The sequence below is a fragment of the Pseudomonas sp. MYb118 genome, assembly GCF_040947875.1.
Lineage (GTDB): Bacteria > Pseudomonadota > Gammaproteobacteria > Pseudomonadales > Pseudomonadaceae > Aquipseudomonas.
This window is the reverse complement of the sequence record NZ_JBFRXN010000004.1, coordinates 441950-458271: the sequence shown is the minus strand read 5'-3', so window position 1 is coordinate 458271 and position 16322 is coordinate 441950. Positions and strand designations below refer to the sequence as shown.

Annotated in this window: 13 protein-coding genes; 8 read left to right on the top strand and 5 right to left on the bottom strand. The window is 62.1% G+C overall.

What is annotated here, in order from left to right; genetic code table 11:
- Nucleotides 1-3: 3 nt before the first annotated feature.
- From ABVN20_RS28095 to greB, 3 genes are read left to right on the top strand one after another with little or no spacing between them, the layout of a single operon-like run.
- Complete coding sequence (locus ABVN20_RS28095) at nt 4-687, top strand: ABC transporter ATP-binding protein (protein WP_368559049.1); 684 nt, start codon at nt 4-6, stop codon at nt 685-687.
- Nucleotides 687-3191, top strand: a complete 2505-nt coding sequence (locus ABVN20_RS28090) for an ABC transporter permease (RefSeq protein ID WP_368559048.1) — start codon at nt 687-689, stop codon at nt 3189-3191. The genes ABVN20_RS28095 and ABVN20_RS28090 overlap by 1 nt, the downstream gene beginning before the upstream one ends.
- Before the next feature lie 34 nt (nt 3192-3225).
- On the top strand, nt 3226-3723 hold the full coding sequence (greB, locus tag ABVN20_RS28085; RefSeq protein WP_368559047.1) for a transcription elongation factor GreB: 498 nt from the start codon (nt 3226-3228) through the stop codon (nt 3721-3723).
- A 3-nt stretch (nt 3724-3726) separates the two neighbouring features.
- On the opposite strand, the gene ABVN20_RS28080 is transcribed toward greB, so the two are convergent.
- The 3 genes from ABVN20_RS28080 to ABVN20_RS28070 all read right to left on the bottom strand — a co-directional run bounded on the left by ABVN20_RS28080 (nt 3727) and on the right by ABVN20_RS28070 (nt 7449).
- Nucleotides 3727-4035, bottom strand: a complete 309-nt coding sequence (locus ABVN20_RS28080) for a class I SAM-dependent methyltransferase (protein ID WP_368559046.1) — start codon at nt 4033-4035, stop codon at nt 3727-3729.
- Between the two features lie 1450 nt (nt 4036-5485).
- Complete coding sequence (locus ABVN20_RS28075) at nt 5486-5920, bottom strand: DoxX family protein (protein WP_192304394.1); 435 nt, start codon at nt 5918-5920, stop codon at nt 5486-5488.
- A gap of 107 nt (nt 5921-6027) precedes the next feature.
- On the bottom strand, nt 6028-7449 hold the full coding sequence (locus ABVN20_RS28070; protein ID WP_368559045.1) for a transglycosylase SLT domain-containing protein: 1422 nt from the start codon (nt 7447-7449) through the stop codon (nt 6028-6030).
- Between the two features lie 235 nt (nt 7450-7684).
- On the opposite strand from ABVN20_RS28070, the gene ABVN20_RS28065 reads away from it, so the two are divergent.
- Nucleotides 7685-8500 carry a TatD family hydrolase gene (locus ABVN20_RS28065; protein WP_368559044.1) on the top strand — a complete coding sequence of 272 codons (816 nt, stop codon included), beginning with the start codon at nt 7685-7687 and terminating at the stop codon, nt 8498-8500.
- Between the two features lie 120 nt (nt 8501-8620).
- Here ABVN20_RS28065 and ABVN20_RS28060 read toward each other — a convergent pair whose 3' ends face one another.
- Entirely contained in the window at nt 8621-9850 is a 1230-nt protein-coding gene (locus ABVN20_RS28060) for an acyl-CoA dehydrogenase (protein ID WP_368559043.1), read from the bottom strand.
- 178 nt (nt 9851-10028) lie between these two features.
- On the opposite strand from ABVN20_RS28060, the gene ABVN20_RS28055 reads away from it, so the two are divergent.
- The 3 genes from ABVN20_RS28055 (at nt 10029) to ABVN20_RS28045 (ending at nt 12579) form a co-directional block, all read left to right on the top strand.
- Nucleotides 10029-10958: a LysR family transcriptional regulator gene (locus tag ABVN20_RS28055; RefSeq protein WP_368559042.1), complete on the top strand. Its 930-nt coding sequence runs from the start codon at nt 10029-10031 to the stop codon at nt 10956-10958.
- A 186-nt stretch (nt 10959-11144) separates the two neighbouring features.
- The gene (locus ABVN20_RS28050) at nt 11145-11546 is read left to right on the top strand and encodes a MerR family DNA-binding transcriptional regulator (RefSeq protein ID WP_368559041.1); all 402 of its coding nucleotides are present in this window, start codon (nt 11145-11147) and stop codon (nt 11544-11546) included.
- Between the two features lie 133 nt (nt 11547-11679).
- A complete protein-coding gene (locus ABVN20_RS28045; protein WP_368559040.1) occupies nt 11680-12579 on the top strand; it encodes a hydroxymethylglutaryl-CoA lyase in 900 nt (299 codons plus the stop codon).
- A 694-nt stretch (nt 12580-13273) separates the two neighbouring features.
- Here the strand turns inward: ABVN20_RS28045 and ABVN20_RS28040 are convergent.
- Nucleotides 13274-14971 carry an AMP-binding protein gene (locus ABVN20_RS28040; protein WP_368559039.1) on the bottom strand — a complete coding sequence of 566 codons (1698 nt, stop codon included), beginning with the start codon at nt 14969-14971 and terminating at the stop codon, nt 13274-13276.
- Between the two features lie 180 nt (nt 14972-15151).
- Between ABVN20_RS28040 and ABVN20_RS28035 the strand changes: the two genes are divergently transcribed.
- Nucleotides 15152-16315, top strand: a complete 1164-nt coding sequence (locus tag ABVN20_RS28035; RefSeq protein WP_368559038.1) for an isovaleryl-CoA dehydrogenase — start codon at nt 15152-15154, stop codon at nt 16313-16315.
- Nucleotides 16316-16322: the final 7 nt, after the last annotated feature.

The following is a 16322-nucleotide window of genomic DNA, read 5'->3' as shown; positions in this document are numbered from 1 at the left end:
TCCATGGGCGCAAGCATTCTCACCGCGAAGAACCTCAGCAAAGTGGTTCCCAGCGCGGAAGGTGAACTGACTATCCTGCACGAACTCAGCCTGGAACTGAACAAGGGCGACAGCCTGGCCATCGTTGGCGCGTCCGGTTCCGGCAAATCCACCCTCCTGGGCCTGCTCGCCGGCCTCGACCTGCCCAGCAGCGGCGAAGTGACCCTCGCCGGCCAGGGCCTGAGCACACTGGACGAGGATCAACGGGCGCGCATCCGCGCCGAACACGTCGGTTTCGTGTTCCAGTCCTTTCAGTTGCTCGACAGCCTTAACGCCCTGGAAAACGTCATGCTGCCGCTGGAACTGGACGGCCGCAAAGACGCCCGCGAGCGTGCCACCGGGTTGTTGCAACGGGTGGGCCTGGGCCAGCGCCTGACGCACTCGCCGCGCCAGCTCTCGGGAGGCGAGCAGCAACGCGTGGCGATTGCCCGTGCGTTCGCCGCCGAACCCGATGTGCTGTTTGCCGACGAACCCACCGGCAACCTCGACAGCCACACCGGCGAGCGCATCAGCGACCTGCTGTTCGAACTGAACAAGGAGCGCGGCACCACCCTGGTGCTGGTGACTCACGATGAACGCCTGGCCCATCGCTGCCGGCGCCTGATCCGTCTTGAAGCCGGGCTGCTGGTCGCCCCTCTGGAGCCTTGATGGCACGTCTGCCGCTGTTGCGCCTGTTCAGCCTCGCCATCCGCCAATTGCTGCGCGACGCCCGCGCCGGCGAGCTGCGGGTGTTGTTCTTTGCATTGATGGTCGCGGTGGCGGCCAGTACCGCCATCGGTTACTTCGGCGCGCGCCTCAACGGCGCCATGATGTTGCGTGCCACCGAGTTTCTCGGCGCGGACCTGTTGCTCGAAGGCAGCTCGCCAGCGCGTACGGAACAGATCCGCAGTGGCACGGAACTGGGGCTCGACCATGCCCAGGTGGTGGAATTCTCCAGCGTGATTGCCACCGACAACGGCATTCAACTGTCCAGCATCAAGGCCGCCGACGACGTCTATCCGCTGCGTGGCGAACTGAAAAGCGCCGCTGCTCCCTATGCACCGGAAGAACCCGGTGGCCGGCCCAAGCCCGGCGAGGCCTGGGTCGAAGCACGGCTGTTGACCGCGCTCAACCTGAAGATCGGCGACAGCATCGACGTGGGCATGCGTACCCTGAAGCTGGCGCGGGTACTGACCTATGAACCGGACCGCGCCGGCAACTTCTACAGCCTGACGCCGCGGGTGCTGATCAACCTGCAAGACCTCGCCGCCACCGGCGTGGTGCAGCCCGGCAGCCGGGTCAGCTACCGCGAACTCTGGCGCGGCAAGGCCGAAGCGCTGGAAACCTATCGCCAACTGATCAAACCGGGCCTGGCCGCTAACCAGCGCATCCAGGATGCCCGCGACGGCAATCAGCAGATTGGCGGTGCGCTGGGCAAGGCTGAGCGTTACTTGAGCATGGCCAGCCTGGTCGCTGTGTTGCTGGCCGGTGTGGCGGTGGCGCTGTCGGCGACCCGCTTCGCCACTCGCCGCTTCGATGCCAGCGCACTGTTACGCTGCCTGGGATTGTCCCGCCGCGAAACGCTGGTGCTGTTCAGCCTGCAACTGACTGTACTCGGCCTGCTGGCCAGCATCAGCGGCGCCTTGATCGGCTGGCTGGCGCAACTGGGGTTGTTCGCCCTGCTGCATGACCTGCTGCCCAGCGACGTGCCTCCCGGCGGCCTGTTTCCGGCCATCGCCGGCATCGGCACCGGGCTGGTGGCGTTGGCTGGCTTTGCCTTGCCGCCCTTGGCAGCACTGGGTCGCGTGCCGCCACTGCGGGTACTGCGCCGTGACATGCTGCCGATTCCCTCCAGCACCTGGGTGGTCTACGGCGCGGCACTGGGCGCGCTGGGGCTGATCATGTGGCGCCTGAGTCTGGACCTGCTGCTGACCTTCGCCCTGCTCGGTGGCGGAGTGATTGCCGCGCTGGTGCTGGGTGGCCTGCTGTTGCTGCTGCTCAAAAGCCTGCGGCGCATGCTCGCCCGCGCGTCGTTGCCGTGGCGCCTGGGCCTGGGTCAATTGTTGCGTCATCCGCTGGCGGCGGCGGGCCAGTCGCTGGCCTTCGGCTTGATCCTGCTGTCCATGGCGTTGATCGCCCTGTTGCGCGGCGAATTGCTCGACACCTGGCAAAACCAGCTGCCGAAAAATGCGCCGAATTATTTCGCCCTGAACATCCTGCCGGCGGACAAGCAGGCCTTCACCGATCGCCTGATCGAACTGTCGGCGCAATCGGCGCCGCTGTACCCGGTGGTGCCGGGGCGGCTGATCAGCATCAATGGCGAAGCGGTGCAACAGATCGTCAGCAAGGATTCGGCCGGTGACCGGGCGATTCAGCGCGACCTGAGCCTGACCTGGGCCGCCGACCTGCCGGCCGGCAACCAGATCACCGCCGGCAACTGGTGGAGCGAGCAACCGTCGGGGGACATCCCCGGCGTATCGGTCGAAGGCAAGGTGGCCGAGAGCCTCAAGCTGAAACTGGGCGACCACATGGTGTTCAGCGTCGGCGGGGTCAATCGCGAAGCGAAGGTCACCAGCCTGCGGGAGATCAACTGGGACAACTTCCAGCCCAACTTCTTCATGATCTTCCAGCCGGGGACCTTGAAGGATTTGCCGGCGACCTACCTGACCAGTTTCTATCTGGCAGCGGGTCATGATCAGCAGATTGTCGACCTGTCCCGCGCCTTCCCGGCGGTGACCATCCTGCAAGTCGAAGCCCTGCTGGAACAACTGCGCAGCATCCTCGCCCAGGTCACCCTGGCGGTGGAATACGTGCTGTTGTTCGTGCTGGCGGCGGGCATGGCCGTGTTGTTCTCGGGCCTGCAAGCCACGCTCGACGAGCGCATCCGCCAGGGTGCACTGCTGCGGGCGCTGGGGGCCGAGCGGCAGTTGCTGGTCAAAGCCCGACGCATCGAGTTCGGCCTGCTGGGCGCGGTCAGCGGATTGCTCGCCGCACTGGGTTCGGAACTGGTCAGCCTGGTGCTCTATCGCTTTGCCTTCGACCTGCCATGGCACCCGCACCCCTGGTTGCTGGTGCTGCCGCTGATCGGCGCCATCCTGATCGGTGGGGCCGGCGTGTTCGGCACCCGTCGCGCCTTGAACGCCAGCCCGCTGACAGTGTTGCGCGAGGGTTGATAGACTCGGGGCTTGCCCACCACAAGAAGTTGCCATGAGCCGTTATCGCCCTCCCCGCACCGCCGGCACCGCGCTGATCACCCCCGAAGGTGAAGCGCGGATGCGTGCCGAGTTTCACGAACTCTGGCACGTGCGCCGCCCACAGGTGACCCAGGCGGTCAGCGAAGCGGCAGCCCAAGGCGATCGCTCGGAGAACGCCGAATACACCTATGGCAAGAAGATGCTGCGCGAGATCGACAGCCGCGTGCGCTTTTTGACCAAGCGCCTGGAAGCGCTCAAGGTGGTCAGCGAAAAGCCCAGCGATCCGAACAAGGTCTACTTCGGCGCCTGGGTCACCATCGAGGACGAGGATGGCAAAGAGTCGCGCTATCGCATCGTCGGCCCCGACGAACTGGATCTGAAACTGGGGCTGATCAGCATCGACTCACCGCTGGCCCGTGCCTTGATCGGCAAGGCACTGGACGCTGAAGTGCGCGTGCAGACGCCGACCGGCGAGCAGTACGTGTACATCATCGCGATCGACTATCCCTGACGCTCAGCGGCGGGTAATCAGCCCCTGGCGTGCAACGCGGGTCAACTGCTTGATCATTTCGTGCGCGTCTTCGGCGCTGGGCGACTGAATCACGGCCAGGTCGAAACTGTCGCTGGCAAAGCGGGCCAGCGATTCACCGTCTTCGACGAACTGGATCAGGAAGGCAGCGGGCCCACCGGTACGCCGTGGCCAGCCATCGAGGTAACGCAAAAGCGTCGGCTGATGTTTGCCGCCAAGCAGGATTTTGGGATTGCGCTGGGTGAGATGTGCCGTGATCGGCGCGGGGCGTACAACAGGGTTTAGTGCATTCATCGTGTCGTGTCTCTGCCTCAAAAGTCTGCATGGCAGGTGAGAGGCAACACCGAACCAGCGCTTTAGCGGTATTTCGAAGCCCATCTCAAGCTTCTATCGGTGACTGGATGAGTCACCTGGCGCCCCGCAAGTAGCTGTTTAAATCGGCGCATGGGGAACATCCTAGAGAAGCGGATGCGGGAGTGTCAAGAACCGGGCTCTGCCCGCGATGGCGGCCTTCCGGTGTACATATCCATTTCTGTGGGAGCGAGCCTGCTCGCGATGGGGGCATTACGGGTGTACATATCCATTTCTGCGGTAACGGCCTGCTTTTGGTTCCGCCCTTACGGCGGGTTACTCTGTGGGAGCGAGCCTGCTCGCGATGGCGGCCTTACGGGTGTACATATCCATTTCTGCTGTAACGGCCGCTTAAGGTTCCGCCCTTACGGCGGGTGACTCTGTGGGAGCGGGCTTGCCCGCGATGGCGTCTTTACGGGTGTACATATCCATTTCTGCGGTAACGGCCTGCTTTTGGTTCCGCCCTTACGGCGGGTTACTTTGTCGCGCCAAAGTAACCAAAACGCCCCGCCCCTGACGTACGGCCCTTCGCTGGCGCTCAGGGTTCCCTCGCTCCGGTCCTGCTCCGTGGGCCCGCCGCCATCGGCCATCCTTGGCCGAGGGCGGCTAACCCGGCATCCATGCCGGGTTGCCCACTGCGCAGAACCTCCACTCGGCCTTCCGACGGGGCAATCTGCGTCGCCTGTGGGATCGCGGGTTTGTTTCTATTTCTGTAGGAGCGGGCTTGCCCGCGATGGCGTCTTTACGGGTGTACATATCCATTTCTACGGTAACGGCCGCTTAAGGTTCCGCCCTTACGGCGGGTGACTCTGTGGGAGCGGGCTTGCCCGCGATGGCGTCTTTACGGGTGTACATATCCATTTCTGCGGTAACGGCCTGCTTTTGGTTCCGCCCTTACGGCGGGTTACTTTGTCGCGCCAAAGTAACCAAAACGCCCCGCCCCTGACGTACGGCCCTTCGCTGGCGCTCAGGGTTCCCTCGCTCCGGTCCTGCTCCGTGGGCCCGCCGCCATCGGCCATCCTTGGCCGAGGGCGGCTAACCCGGCATCCATGCCGGGTTGCCCACTGCGCAGAACCTCCACTCGGCCTTCCGACGGGGCAATCTGCGTCGCCTGTGGGATCGCGGGTTTGTTTCTATTTCTGTAGGAGCGAGCATGCTCGCGATGGAGGATTAGGCACCGCGGGGCGGCAGGTGCCCGGCGTTTTCGTTGGCTACCATCGCGAGCAAGCTCGCTCCTACAGAAAACGGCTCGCCTTAGATCGTGATTCACTGTAGGAGCGAGCTTGCTCGCGATGGTGGAACGGGCGTCGCGGGGTGGCAGGTGTTTGGTGGCGTCGTTGTCGAGCAATAAAAAAGGCCCGCGCAATGCGGGCCTTTTTTTGAGGCGGAGCGGTTAGCCGGCGATGGCGCGGTCTACCGAGAGTTTGCCGGCGCCTTCGATGAGTACTGCGATGCTGCCACCGAGCAGGGCCAGGGCGAACTCGTAACCGTTGTTGGCCATGAACAGGCCGTTGCTGATGTGCACGCTGAAGATCGCTACCAGCGACAGGAAGGTCAGGCCCAGCGCCGCTGGACGTACCAGCAGGCCGATGATCAGGGCCAGGCCGGCGAAGAACTCGGTACCGCCTGCCAGAGTCGCCATGACGTAGCCAGGGGTCAGGCCGATGCTTTCCATGTACTGCGCGGTGCCTGCCAGGCCGTAGCCACCAAAGGCGCCGAAGAGTTTCTGCGAACCGTGGGCAGCGAAGATGATGCCGACGAAAATCCGCAGGACAGTCAGGCCGTAGCCAGCGCGGGTAAACAGTACCTTGTTGATCAGCGTGCTCATGTTGTGTCATCCCTAATGGAGTTATGTGTGTTGGTTGGCCGCTATATTAATCGGTAAATCAAATGTTAAAAGCGCAAATTTTTCGCAATAACAATCAGTTTATTCGATCACTTCCTTGAGACCACTTTTTGCCCCTGGGGCTCCAACGACTCCCGCTCCCGATCGAACGCCAAGTAATACTTGTTCACGCTATTAACATAGCTGACAGGGCCCATTCCCACCTGCTCCATGGCGATGCGTTCAACCTGGAAGAACCATTGATTGGGATTCAGGCCGCGCCGCCGTGCTTCGGCGCGCATGCCCTGGACCCGCTCCGGCCCGATGTTGTAGGCCGCCAGCGTGAACGCCATGCGCTCACGCTCGTTGAGTTTGGGGCTGGCAAAAAACTTGCGGCGGATCATGGCCAGGTACTTGGCACCGGCCTGCACATTGCCGTCGACCTCTTGAATGTTGCTGACCCCGACTCGCTGCGCCGCCGATGGCGTGATCTGCATCAGCCCGGTAGGCGCACCGCCACTGCGGGCCTTGGGTTGCAGGCCGGACTCCTTGAACGCCAGCGCCGCCAGGTTCAGCCAGTCCATGCTCTGCGCGTCGGCGTGCTTTTGCAGCACCGGTCGCAGTTTTTCCAGGCGCTGGCGTTCAGCCTTGGCCAACGGATAATGCACCTGGTACAGGCGACGATAGATGCGCAGAAACGCCACGTCCTGGTCCGAGGGCTTTTTGTAGCCCGTCAGAAAACGATCAATGCTCGCCCGCAGCATGGTGGCGTCTCGACGCACGAACCAGAACTCGTCACCCGGTTCGCTGATCAGCACCTGTCGATCGAAACGCAACTTGGGCAGGATCTTGCCCCAGCGTTCGGCGATCGGTTGCTCGACGATGGTCAGGTGGAAGATCCCGCCCTGCACCATCTCCAGCACGTCTTCGACCGCCAGACTGGGATCGACCCACTCGATCTTCACCGGCGGCAGTTTATGCAGGGCCAGCTTCTGGTTGATCTGGCTGATCGCATCGGCCGCCGCACTGCCGGTGGGCAGCGCCAGGGTCTTGCCCGAGAGCTGTTCGAGACGCGTGTAGCGCTTTTCGCCCTTGATGCCGACCAGCACCAGCGGGATGTTGGTGGCCACCGGCTCGCTGGTGCTGACGGCGTAACCCGATTGCAGATCCAGCAGCTCGCCCGGTGCGACCAGGTCCCCTTCCCCGCGCTGCAATGCACCGAGCAACTGGTCCTTGGCTTTGGGGATGATCTTGAGGGTGATTTCCTGACCATCGCGGGCATGGCCATTGAGGTATTGCTCGAAGGCGCGCAGACGGTGGTACTCGACACCAATCGACTGGCCCTGGACTTCACCCGAACTGTTGCGACTCTGGTTGACCAGCACCTTCAACACGCGACTGCTGCGGATGTCCTGCAGGTCACGCACTTTGGTGGCGGGTACGGCTTGCAACGGGCCAGGCAAGCGCGCAACCGCCGGTATCGGCAGCAGCAACGAAGCACACAGCAGGAGCAAGATCGAGGGACGGGTCATCCATTCTCCGCAAGAATGACGGGGCCGACTTCAATGAAATGGGTGAAATCGGGCGACGAAAACAGAGCGCGCCGGGCGCTGGCAAGGTGCGAAAGACTGGCACAGTGATGGCATCGTGACCACCCCGGCGTGTCTCCCGGCCTCAAAAGACAGCTTTAACTCGTTGTAGTTCTTGGCTTTTCTTATAAATGTGGAGCTCTGATATGCTTTCCGGCCCTGGGTCCGAGGTAGCACCATGCAACTCATCAATATCGGCGTCAACCTGACCAACCCCAGTTTCGCCGACAAACACCGGGCGGTACTCGAGCGTGCCTATGCCGCCGGGGTCTGCCAACTGGTGTTGACCGGTACCAGTGTCGACGGCAGCGAACAGGCGTTGCAGTTGTGCCACGAGCTGGATGAGACAGCGCAGCGACTGTTCGCCACCGCCGGTATTCATCCCCACTCGGCCAGCGAGTGGAACGCCGACAGTGCGCAACGCCTGCGCGGTTTGCTCAAGGAGCCGAACGTGGTCGCCGTGGGGGAATGTGGACTGGACTTCAATCGCGACTTCTCGCCCCGCCCGCAGCAGGAAAAAGTCCTCGAGGAACACCTGGCGATGGCGGTCGAACTGCAACTGCCGGTGTTTCTCCACGAACGTGATGCCAACCAGCGCCTGCTGGACATCCTGCGCGACTACCGCGACCGCTTGCCGGCCGCCGTGGTGCATTGTTTTACCGGGGAAAAGCAGGCGCTGTTCAGCTACCTGGACCTCGACCTGCACATCGGCATCACCGGCTGGATCTGCGACGAGCGTCGTGGCACGCACCTGCATCCGCTGGTCAAGGAGATCAAGCGCGGGCGCCTGATGCTGGAAAGCGATGCGCCATACCTGCTGCCGCGCAGCTTGCGACCCAAACCGAAAAATGGTCGCAACGAGCCGGCCTTTCTGACCGAGGTGTTGCGCGAGGTGGCATTGCATCGGGGGGAAAGCGAGGAGGATCTGGCGGCCCACAGCACGGCGTGTGCGCGGGCGTTTTTCGGGCTGCCTGAGATCTCTGGCAAACCCTGAAACCCTGTGGGAGCGGGCTTGCTCGCGAAGGCGGTGGGTCAGTCAATACATGTGGCGACTGATACACCGCCTTCGCGAGCAAGCCCGCTCCCACAAGGGCAGGCCCCAATCAAACGCAGCTTAGTGGCTGCTACGCATCATTTCCCGCGGCACGTACTTGCCGATCTCGAACTTGCCGATCGCCGCGCGGTGCACTTCGTCCGGGCCATCGGCCAGGCGCAAGGTGCGCTGCATCGCATACATGTAGGCCAGCGGGAAGTCGTTGGACACCCCTGCCCCGCCATGGATCTGGATCGCCCGGTCGATGACCCGCAGCGCCACGTTCGGCGCGACCACCTTGATCTGCGCGATCTCGCTCTTGGCCACCTTGTTGCCGACGGTGTCCATCATGTACGCCGCCTTCAGGGTCAGCAGGCGCGCCATGTCGATCTCCATGCGCGAATCGGCGATCTTGTCGACGTTGCCACCCAGGCGCGCCAACGGCTTGCCGAAGGCGGTGCGTTCCACCGAGCGCTTGCACATCAGTTCCAGTGCGCGCTCGGCCATGCCGATCGAACGCATGCAGTGGTGAATCCGCCCCGGGCCCAGGCGACCCTGGGCGATTTCGAAGCCTCGGCCTTCGCCCAGCAGTACGTTTTCGTACGGCACCCGTACGTTTTCGAACAGCACTTCAGCGTGACCGTGCGGCGCGTCGTCGTAACCGAACACCGGCAGCGGACGGACGATCTTCACGCCGGGGGTGTCCACCGGCACCAGGATCATCGAGTGCTGGGCGTGACGTGGCGCATCGGGATTGCTCAAGCCCATGAACACCAGAATCTTGCAGCGCGGATCGCAGGCACCCGAGGTCCACCATTTCTTGCCGTTGATCACCCACTCGTCACCGTCACGCACGGCGCGGGCGGCCATGTTGGTGGCGTCGGACGACGCGACATCCGGCTCGGTCATGGCGAATGCCGAGCGAATCTCACCGCGCAGCAGCGGTTCGAGCCAGCGCTGTTTCTGTTCTTCGTTGGCGTAACGCACCAGCACTTCCATGTTGCCGGTGTCCGGTGCCGAGCAGTTGAACGGCTCGGGCCCCAACAGCGAGCGGCCCATGATTTCCGCCAGCGGCGCATATTCGAGGTTGGTCAGGCCGGCACCCAGCTCGGACTCAGGCAGAAACAAATTCCACAGGCCTTCTGCCTTGGCCTTGAGTTTGAGTTCTTCCATGATCGCCGTTGGCTGCCAGCGGTCGCCTTCGGCAACCTGGCGCTCGAACACGGCTTCTGCGGGGTAAACGTAGGTATCCATGAACGCGGTCACGCGCTCACGCAGTTCCTGAACCTTGGGCGAATAAGCGAAATCCATGGGGCAGCTACCTTCTTGAGGGAAGTTGTTCGGGGCATGCAAACGATGCTAGAGCAGCTACGAAAATTTACCTAGCCTATTCTCGGCGTGTATTAACATTCATCACCGATATATGATCGGCTGATTGCCAAGGCCTCCGTGCCCATCAAGAACGCCCCAACAATAAGAGTGACGCGCAATGAATCTGAGCAAGGTCGACCTCAACCTTTTCATCGTCTTCGACGCGATCTACACCGAAGCCAACCTGACCCGTGCCGGGCAGATCGTCGGCATCACTCAACCGGCGGTGTCCAATGCCCTGGCGCGTCTGCGCGAGACCTTCAACGACCCGTTGTTCGTGCGCACCGCCCAAGGCATGGTGCCCACGCCGATGGCACAGAACATCATCGGGCCGGTGCGCAATGCGCTGTCGCTGCTGCGTGTGTCGGTGCAGGAAAGCCGTATTTTCAACCCGTTGCAGGCGGTCAAGACCTATCGCATCAGCATGACCGACCTCACCGAGGCGGTGATCCTGCCACCGCTGTTCCAGCGCCTGCGACGCCTGGCGCCGACGGTGATCATCGAAAGCTTTCTGGCCAAGCGCCGCGAGACCACCAAGGAACTGGCAGCCGGGCGCCTGGACTTTGCCGTGGATGCGCCGCTCAACACCGACCCCCAGGTGCGCCACGTCAAGTTGATGGAAGACCGCTATGTCTGCGCGATGCGCAAGGGCCACCCGCTGGCGGGCAAGGACAAACTGTCCCTCGACGATTACCTGGGCATGACCCACGTGCATATTTCCAGCCGCCGCAGCGGCCTGGGGCATGTTGATCTGGCACTGGGCAAGATGGGCATCCAGCGCAAGATTGCCCTGCGCTCGCAGCATTACCAGATGGCCTCGCAGGTGTTGCAGCAGACCGACATGGTCATGACCGTGCCGGAACGCTTCGCGCGCCGTAACGACCTGCTGGCCTTCAGCGTGCCGGTCAACGACGTGCCACCGGTGGAAACCCACCTCTACTGGCACGAAAGCACCGACCAGGACCCGGCCAACCGCTGGATGCGCGAGCAGATGATCGAGTTGTGTCAGCAGGTGACGGCGCAGGAGAAGAAGCTGGAGAAGGTGTAGGACGTTGGACCGAGTTGTATTCATCGCGAGCAAGCTCGCTCCTACAGGGAATGTGTGGCATTGACGATCCACTGTAGGAGCGGGCTCGCCCGCGATGAGGCCAGCAGCTTCACCACCCATCCCACCCCTTGACGTAAACGTCAACCTACCTTTAGCTTAGCGCCATGACCTTCTTCGAGCGCTTCCATGAGCAGCCAGACCTACAGCATCTCCGACCTCGCCCGCGAACTCGACATCACCACACGGGCCATTCGCTTCTACGAAGAGCAAGGCCTGCTCAGCCCCGAGCGCCGTGGCCAGGAACGTATCTATTCGCCACGGGACAAGGTCAGCCTGAAGCTGATCCTGCGGGGTAAACGCATCGGCTTTTCCCTGGCCGAATGCCGCGAGCTGATCGAGCTGTACGACCCGTCCAGCGGTAACACCAAGCAGTTGCACAGCATGCTGGCGAAAATCAGCGAACGCCGCGAGCAGCTCGAACAGCAGTTGCTGGACATCGAGCAGATGAAACTGGAGCTCGATACCGCCGAAGAGCGCTGCGTGCAGGCACTGGAGCAAACCCTCAAGAGCCAGCAGGCCATCCAATAATCCCCCCACCTGTAGGAGCGAGCTTGCTCGCGATGGTCGTCAACGATGACGCGGTCTACCGGATAACCCGCGGTGCCTGGGCCACCATCGCGAGCAAGCTCGCTCCTACAGGAATGAACATAGGACTCAAGCCATGTCCCTACCCTCCCACGTACGCCTGGTCGAAGTCGGCCCCCGTGACGGTCTGCAGAACGAAGCCCAACCGATCAGCGTCGCCGACAAGGTGCAACTGGTCGATGCGCTGACGGCGGCAGGTCTTGGCTATATAGAAGTCGGCAGTTTCGTCTCGCCCAAGTGGGTGCCGCAGATGGCCGGTTCCGCCGACGTCTTCGCGCAGATCCAGCGCAAGCCCGGCGTCACCTACGGTGCGCTCGCACCGAACCTGCGCGGCTTTGAAGACGCCCTCGCCAGTGGGGTCAAGGAAGTCGCGGTATTCGCCGCTGCGTCCGAAGCGTTTTCCCAGCGCAACATCAATTGCTCGATCAGCGAAAGCCTGGAGCGTTTCGTACCGATCATGGACGCGGCCCGCCAGCACGGCGTTACCGTGCGCGGTTACGTGTCCTGTGTACTGGGCTGCCCTTATGAAGGTCACGTGGCCCCCGAGCAAGTGGCCGCCGTCGCCCGCGAACTCTACGCCATGGGCTGCTACGAGGTGTCCCTGGGCGACACCATCGGTACCGGCACCGCGGGCGCTACCCGCAAGATGTTCGAGGTGGTTTCGGCCGAGGTGCCACGGGACAAACTGGCCGGACATTTCCACGACACCTACGGCCAGGCCATGGCGAACATCTACGCCAGCCTGCTGGAAGGCATCGCGGTGTTCGACAGCTCCATCGCAGGCCTGGGCGGCTGCCCCTACGCCAAGGGCGCCAGCGGTAACGTCGCGACCGAAGACGTGGTGTACCTGCTCAATGGCCTGGGGATCGACACCGGAATCGACCTGGATGCACTGATCCGCGCAGGCCAACAAATCAGCAGCGTGCTGGGGCGCCCCAGCGGCTCGCGCGTGGCCAAGGCCCGCAGCGCACAGTGAGTGCGCGAAGGTGTTACCGCATCCTCTGGAATGTGGGGAAAAGCGAGTAACACGGAAACAAATTGTCAGGGTTTGCCTGAGAGAAAAATCCTACAAAATATTAAGTTGTTGATTTTAAAGGATTTTTAAAAGTTGGCACGGCTTCTGCTATCTCTATGGCATAACAAGAATAAAAAAGTAGCAAACCAATAAAAACAAGACGAAACGACTCTGACATAACAAAAACAACACGGCAGAGACGCAGCTAACAGATTTTTTTGGAGAAGGTGTGCTTTTCAGGGTGCTTCTCGAAGTCACCCGCAACCGGGCAGAGAACAATAAAACTACCTTCAGGTAGCTACCGAACGGTTGGATCGCTCAGCGAGAAAGTAGATCAGCGCTCAAAAAAATACGTTTGCTCTTGATCCCGGATGGGGATCGCCCAAAACAGCGGTAAAGGGTCACGGTTGCCAAAAACAAGAACAGACCGCCCCTCAATAATAAAAAAAGAGCACGCGCAACGAAAATTAAAGGGGAGCCTCGGCTCCCCTTTGTGCTGTCTGGTGTTCCGAAATTCCCTCAAGCGCCCCCCCCCCTGTGGGAGCGAGCCTGCTCGCGATAATCGTCAACGATAACGCGTGCACTCTGGTTGAATGCGGCGCCCTTGACTTCATCGCGAGCAGGCTCGCTCCCACAAAAGCAGGAGCAGCCTCCGTCAGCCCTGCTTACCAGCCAACTCCTCGATACTGATCTCACGCATACGAAATTTCTGGATCTTGCCCGTCACGGTCATCGGGAATTCCTCGACGAACTTGAAGTAGCGCGGCGTCTTGAAGTGGGCGATGCGCTCCTTGCACCAGGCTTGCAGTTCCTGCTCGGTGGCGCTGTGGCCGGGGTGGAACTTGATCCAGGCGACGATTTCTTCACCATAGCGCGAGCACGGGATACCGATGACCTGCACATCCGCCACCGCCGGGTGGGTGAAGAAGAACTCTTCCAGCTCGCGCGGGTAAATATTCTCACCGCCGCGGATGATCATGTCCTTGTTGCGCCCGGCAATGCACACGTAGCCTTCGTCGTTCATGCTCGCCAGGTCGCCGGTGTGCATCCAGCCCGCCTGGTCGATGGCCTGCGCGGTGCCTTCGGGGTTGTTCCAGTAGCCGAGCATCACGCTATAACCACGGGTACACAGCTCGCCGATCGTGCCGCGCGGCACCAGGTTACCGGCCTCGTCGATGATCTTGCTTTCCAGCTGTGGCTGCGTGCGGCCCACCGTGGTCACCCGCAGTTCCAGGTCGTCCGCCGGCCCCGTCTGCATCGACACCGGGCTAGTTTCCGTCATGCCGTAGGCAATCTGCACTTCACTCATGTGCATTTCGCTGATGACCCGGCGCATGACTTCGATCGGGCAGGTGGCGCCGGCCATGATCCCGGTGCGCAGGGTCGACAGGTCGAACTCGGGGCGCCGGGGCTGGTCGAGCATGGCGATGAACATGGTCGGCACGCCATACAGCGCGGTGGCCTTTTCTTCGGCGACGGTGCTCAGGGTCAACAGCGGGTCGAAGGCATCATTGGGGTAAATCATGGTGCTGCCGTGGGTGATGCAGCCGAGGTTGCCCATGACCATGCCGAAGCAGTGATACAGCGGCACCGGGATCACCAGGCGGTCATTGGCCGTCAAGCCGAGACTTTCGCCGACCATGTAGCCGTTGTTGAGGATGTTGTAGTGGCTGAGGGTCGCGCCCTTGGGAAAACCGGTGGTGCCGGAGGTGTACTGGATGTTCACCGGCTGATCGAAATGCAGGCTGTCCTCGCGCTCGCGCAGCTGTTGGATGGAGACCCCCGCCGCCAGGTCGGTCAGCTGCGACCACGGCAGGAAACCCGAAGGCGCCTGCGGATCCAGGCTGATCACGCCACGCAGGTCCGGCAGACGTTCGCTGCGCAACTGACCGATGGATTGCTCGGCCAGCTCAGGCACCAGGCCCTGGAGCATGCCGTGGTAGTTGGAGGTCTTGAACGAGCCCGCACACACCAGCCATTGGCAGCCAGACTGCTTTAATACGTATTCGAGTTCCGAGCTGCGGTAGGCCGGGTTGATGTTGACCAGGATCACGCCGATCTTCGCGCTGGCGAACTGGCTGATGCACCACTGCGCGCAATTGGGCGCCCAGATGCCGAGGCGGTCACCGGCCTGTAAACCCAACGCCAGCAGCGCCCGGGCATGCAGGTCCACGGTCTCGGCCAGTTGCCGCCAGGTGTAGCGCAACTGCTGATGGCGCACCACCAGTGCCTCGCCGTCCGGGTACTGTGCCACGGTGTTGTCGAACGCCTGGCCGATGGTCATCGCCAGCAAGGCTTTGTCCTGGGAACCACGGGTATAGCTGCGCTGCGGACCTGCACTGGGTTGAGCCATGACGACCCCTATTGTCTTTATTGTGGGTTGTTTTTGTATCTTGACCTAGCCCTACTGTCGCTCAAGTTGACGTTAACGTAAAGGGTGATTGACAGCCATTCGTCACAGGCTTACGTTAACGTAAAGGTGAGAGCCCGAGCACGGCCCTCCCTACCCTACAAAAAAGCCAAAAGGTGACCCATGCGCTATCCATCCCTGAACTTTGCCCTCGGTGAAACCATCGACATGTTGCGCGATCAGGTTCAAGCCTTTGTCGCCGACGAGATCGCCCCCCGCGCCGCTCAGATCGACAGTGACAACCTGTTCCCCGCCGACCTGTGGCGCAAATTCGGCGACATGGGCCTGCTGGGCATCACCGTGCCGGAAGAGTACGGCGGCGCCGGCCTGGGTTACCTGGCGCACGTGGTGGCCATGGAAGAAATCAGCCGTGGCTCGGCCTCGGTGGCCCTGTCCTACGGCGCGCACTCCAACCTGTGCGTCAACCAGATCAACCGCAACGGCAACCACGAGCAGAAAGCCAAGTACCTGCCCAAGCTGATCAGCGGCGAGCACATCGGCGCCCTGGCCATGAGCGAACCGAACGCCGGCTCCGACGTGGTCTCGATGAAACTGCGCGCCGACAAACGCGGCGACCACTACGTACTCAACGGCAGCAAGACGTGGATCACCAACGGCCCCGACGCCAACACCTACGTGATCTACACCAAGACCGACCTGGAAAAGGGCCCGCACGGCATCACCGCATTCATCGTCGAGCGCGACTGGAAAGGCTTCAGCCGCAGCAACAAGTTCGACAAGCTCGGTATGCGCGGCTCGAACACCTGCGAGCTGTTCTTCGATGACGTCGAAGTGCCCGCGGAAAACATCCTCGGCGTGCTCAACGGCGGCGTGAAGGTGCTGATGAGCGGCCTGGACTACGAGCGCGTCGTCCTCTCCGGCGGCCCGACCGGGATCATGCAGGCCTGCATGGACCTGATCGTGCCGTACATCCACGACCGCAAGCAGTTCGGCCAGAGCATCGGCGAGTTCCAGCTGATCCAGGGCAAGGTCGCCGACATGTACACCCAGCTCAATGCCAGCCGCGCCTACCTGTACGCCGTTGCGCAAGCCTGCGAGCGCGGCGAAACCACGCGCAAGGACGCCGCCGGCGTGATCCTCTACAGCGCCGAACGCGCCACGCAAATGGCCCTCGACGCGATCCAGATCCTCGGCGGTAACGGCTACATCAATGAATTCCCGGCAGGTCGCCTGCTGCGCGACGCCAAGCTGTACGAAATCGGCGCGGGCACCAGTGAGATCCGTCGCATGCTGATCGGTCGCGAACTGTTCAACGAAACCCGCTGAGACGGAG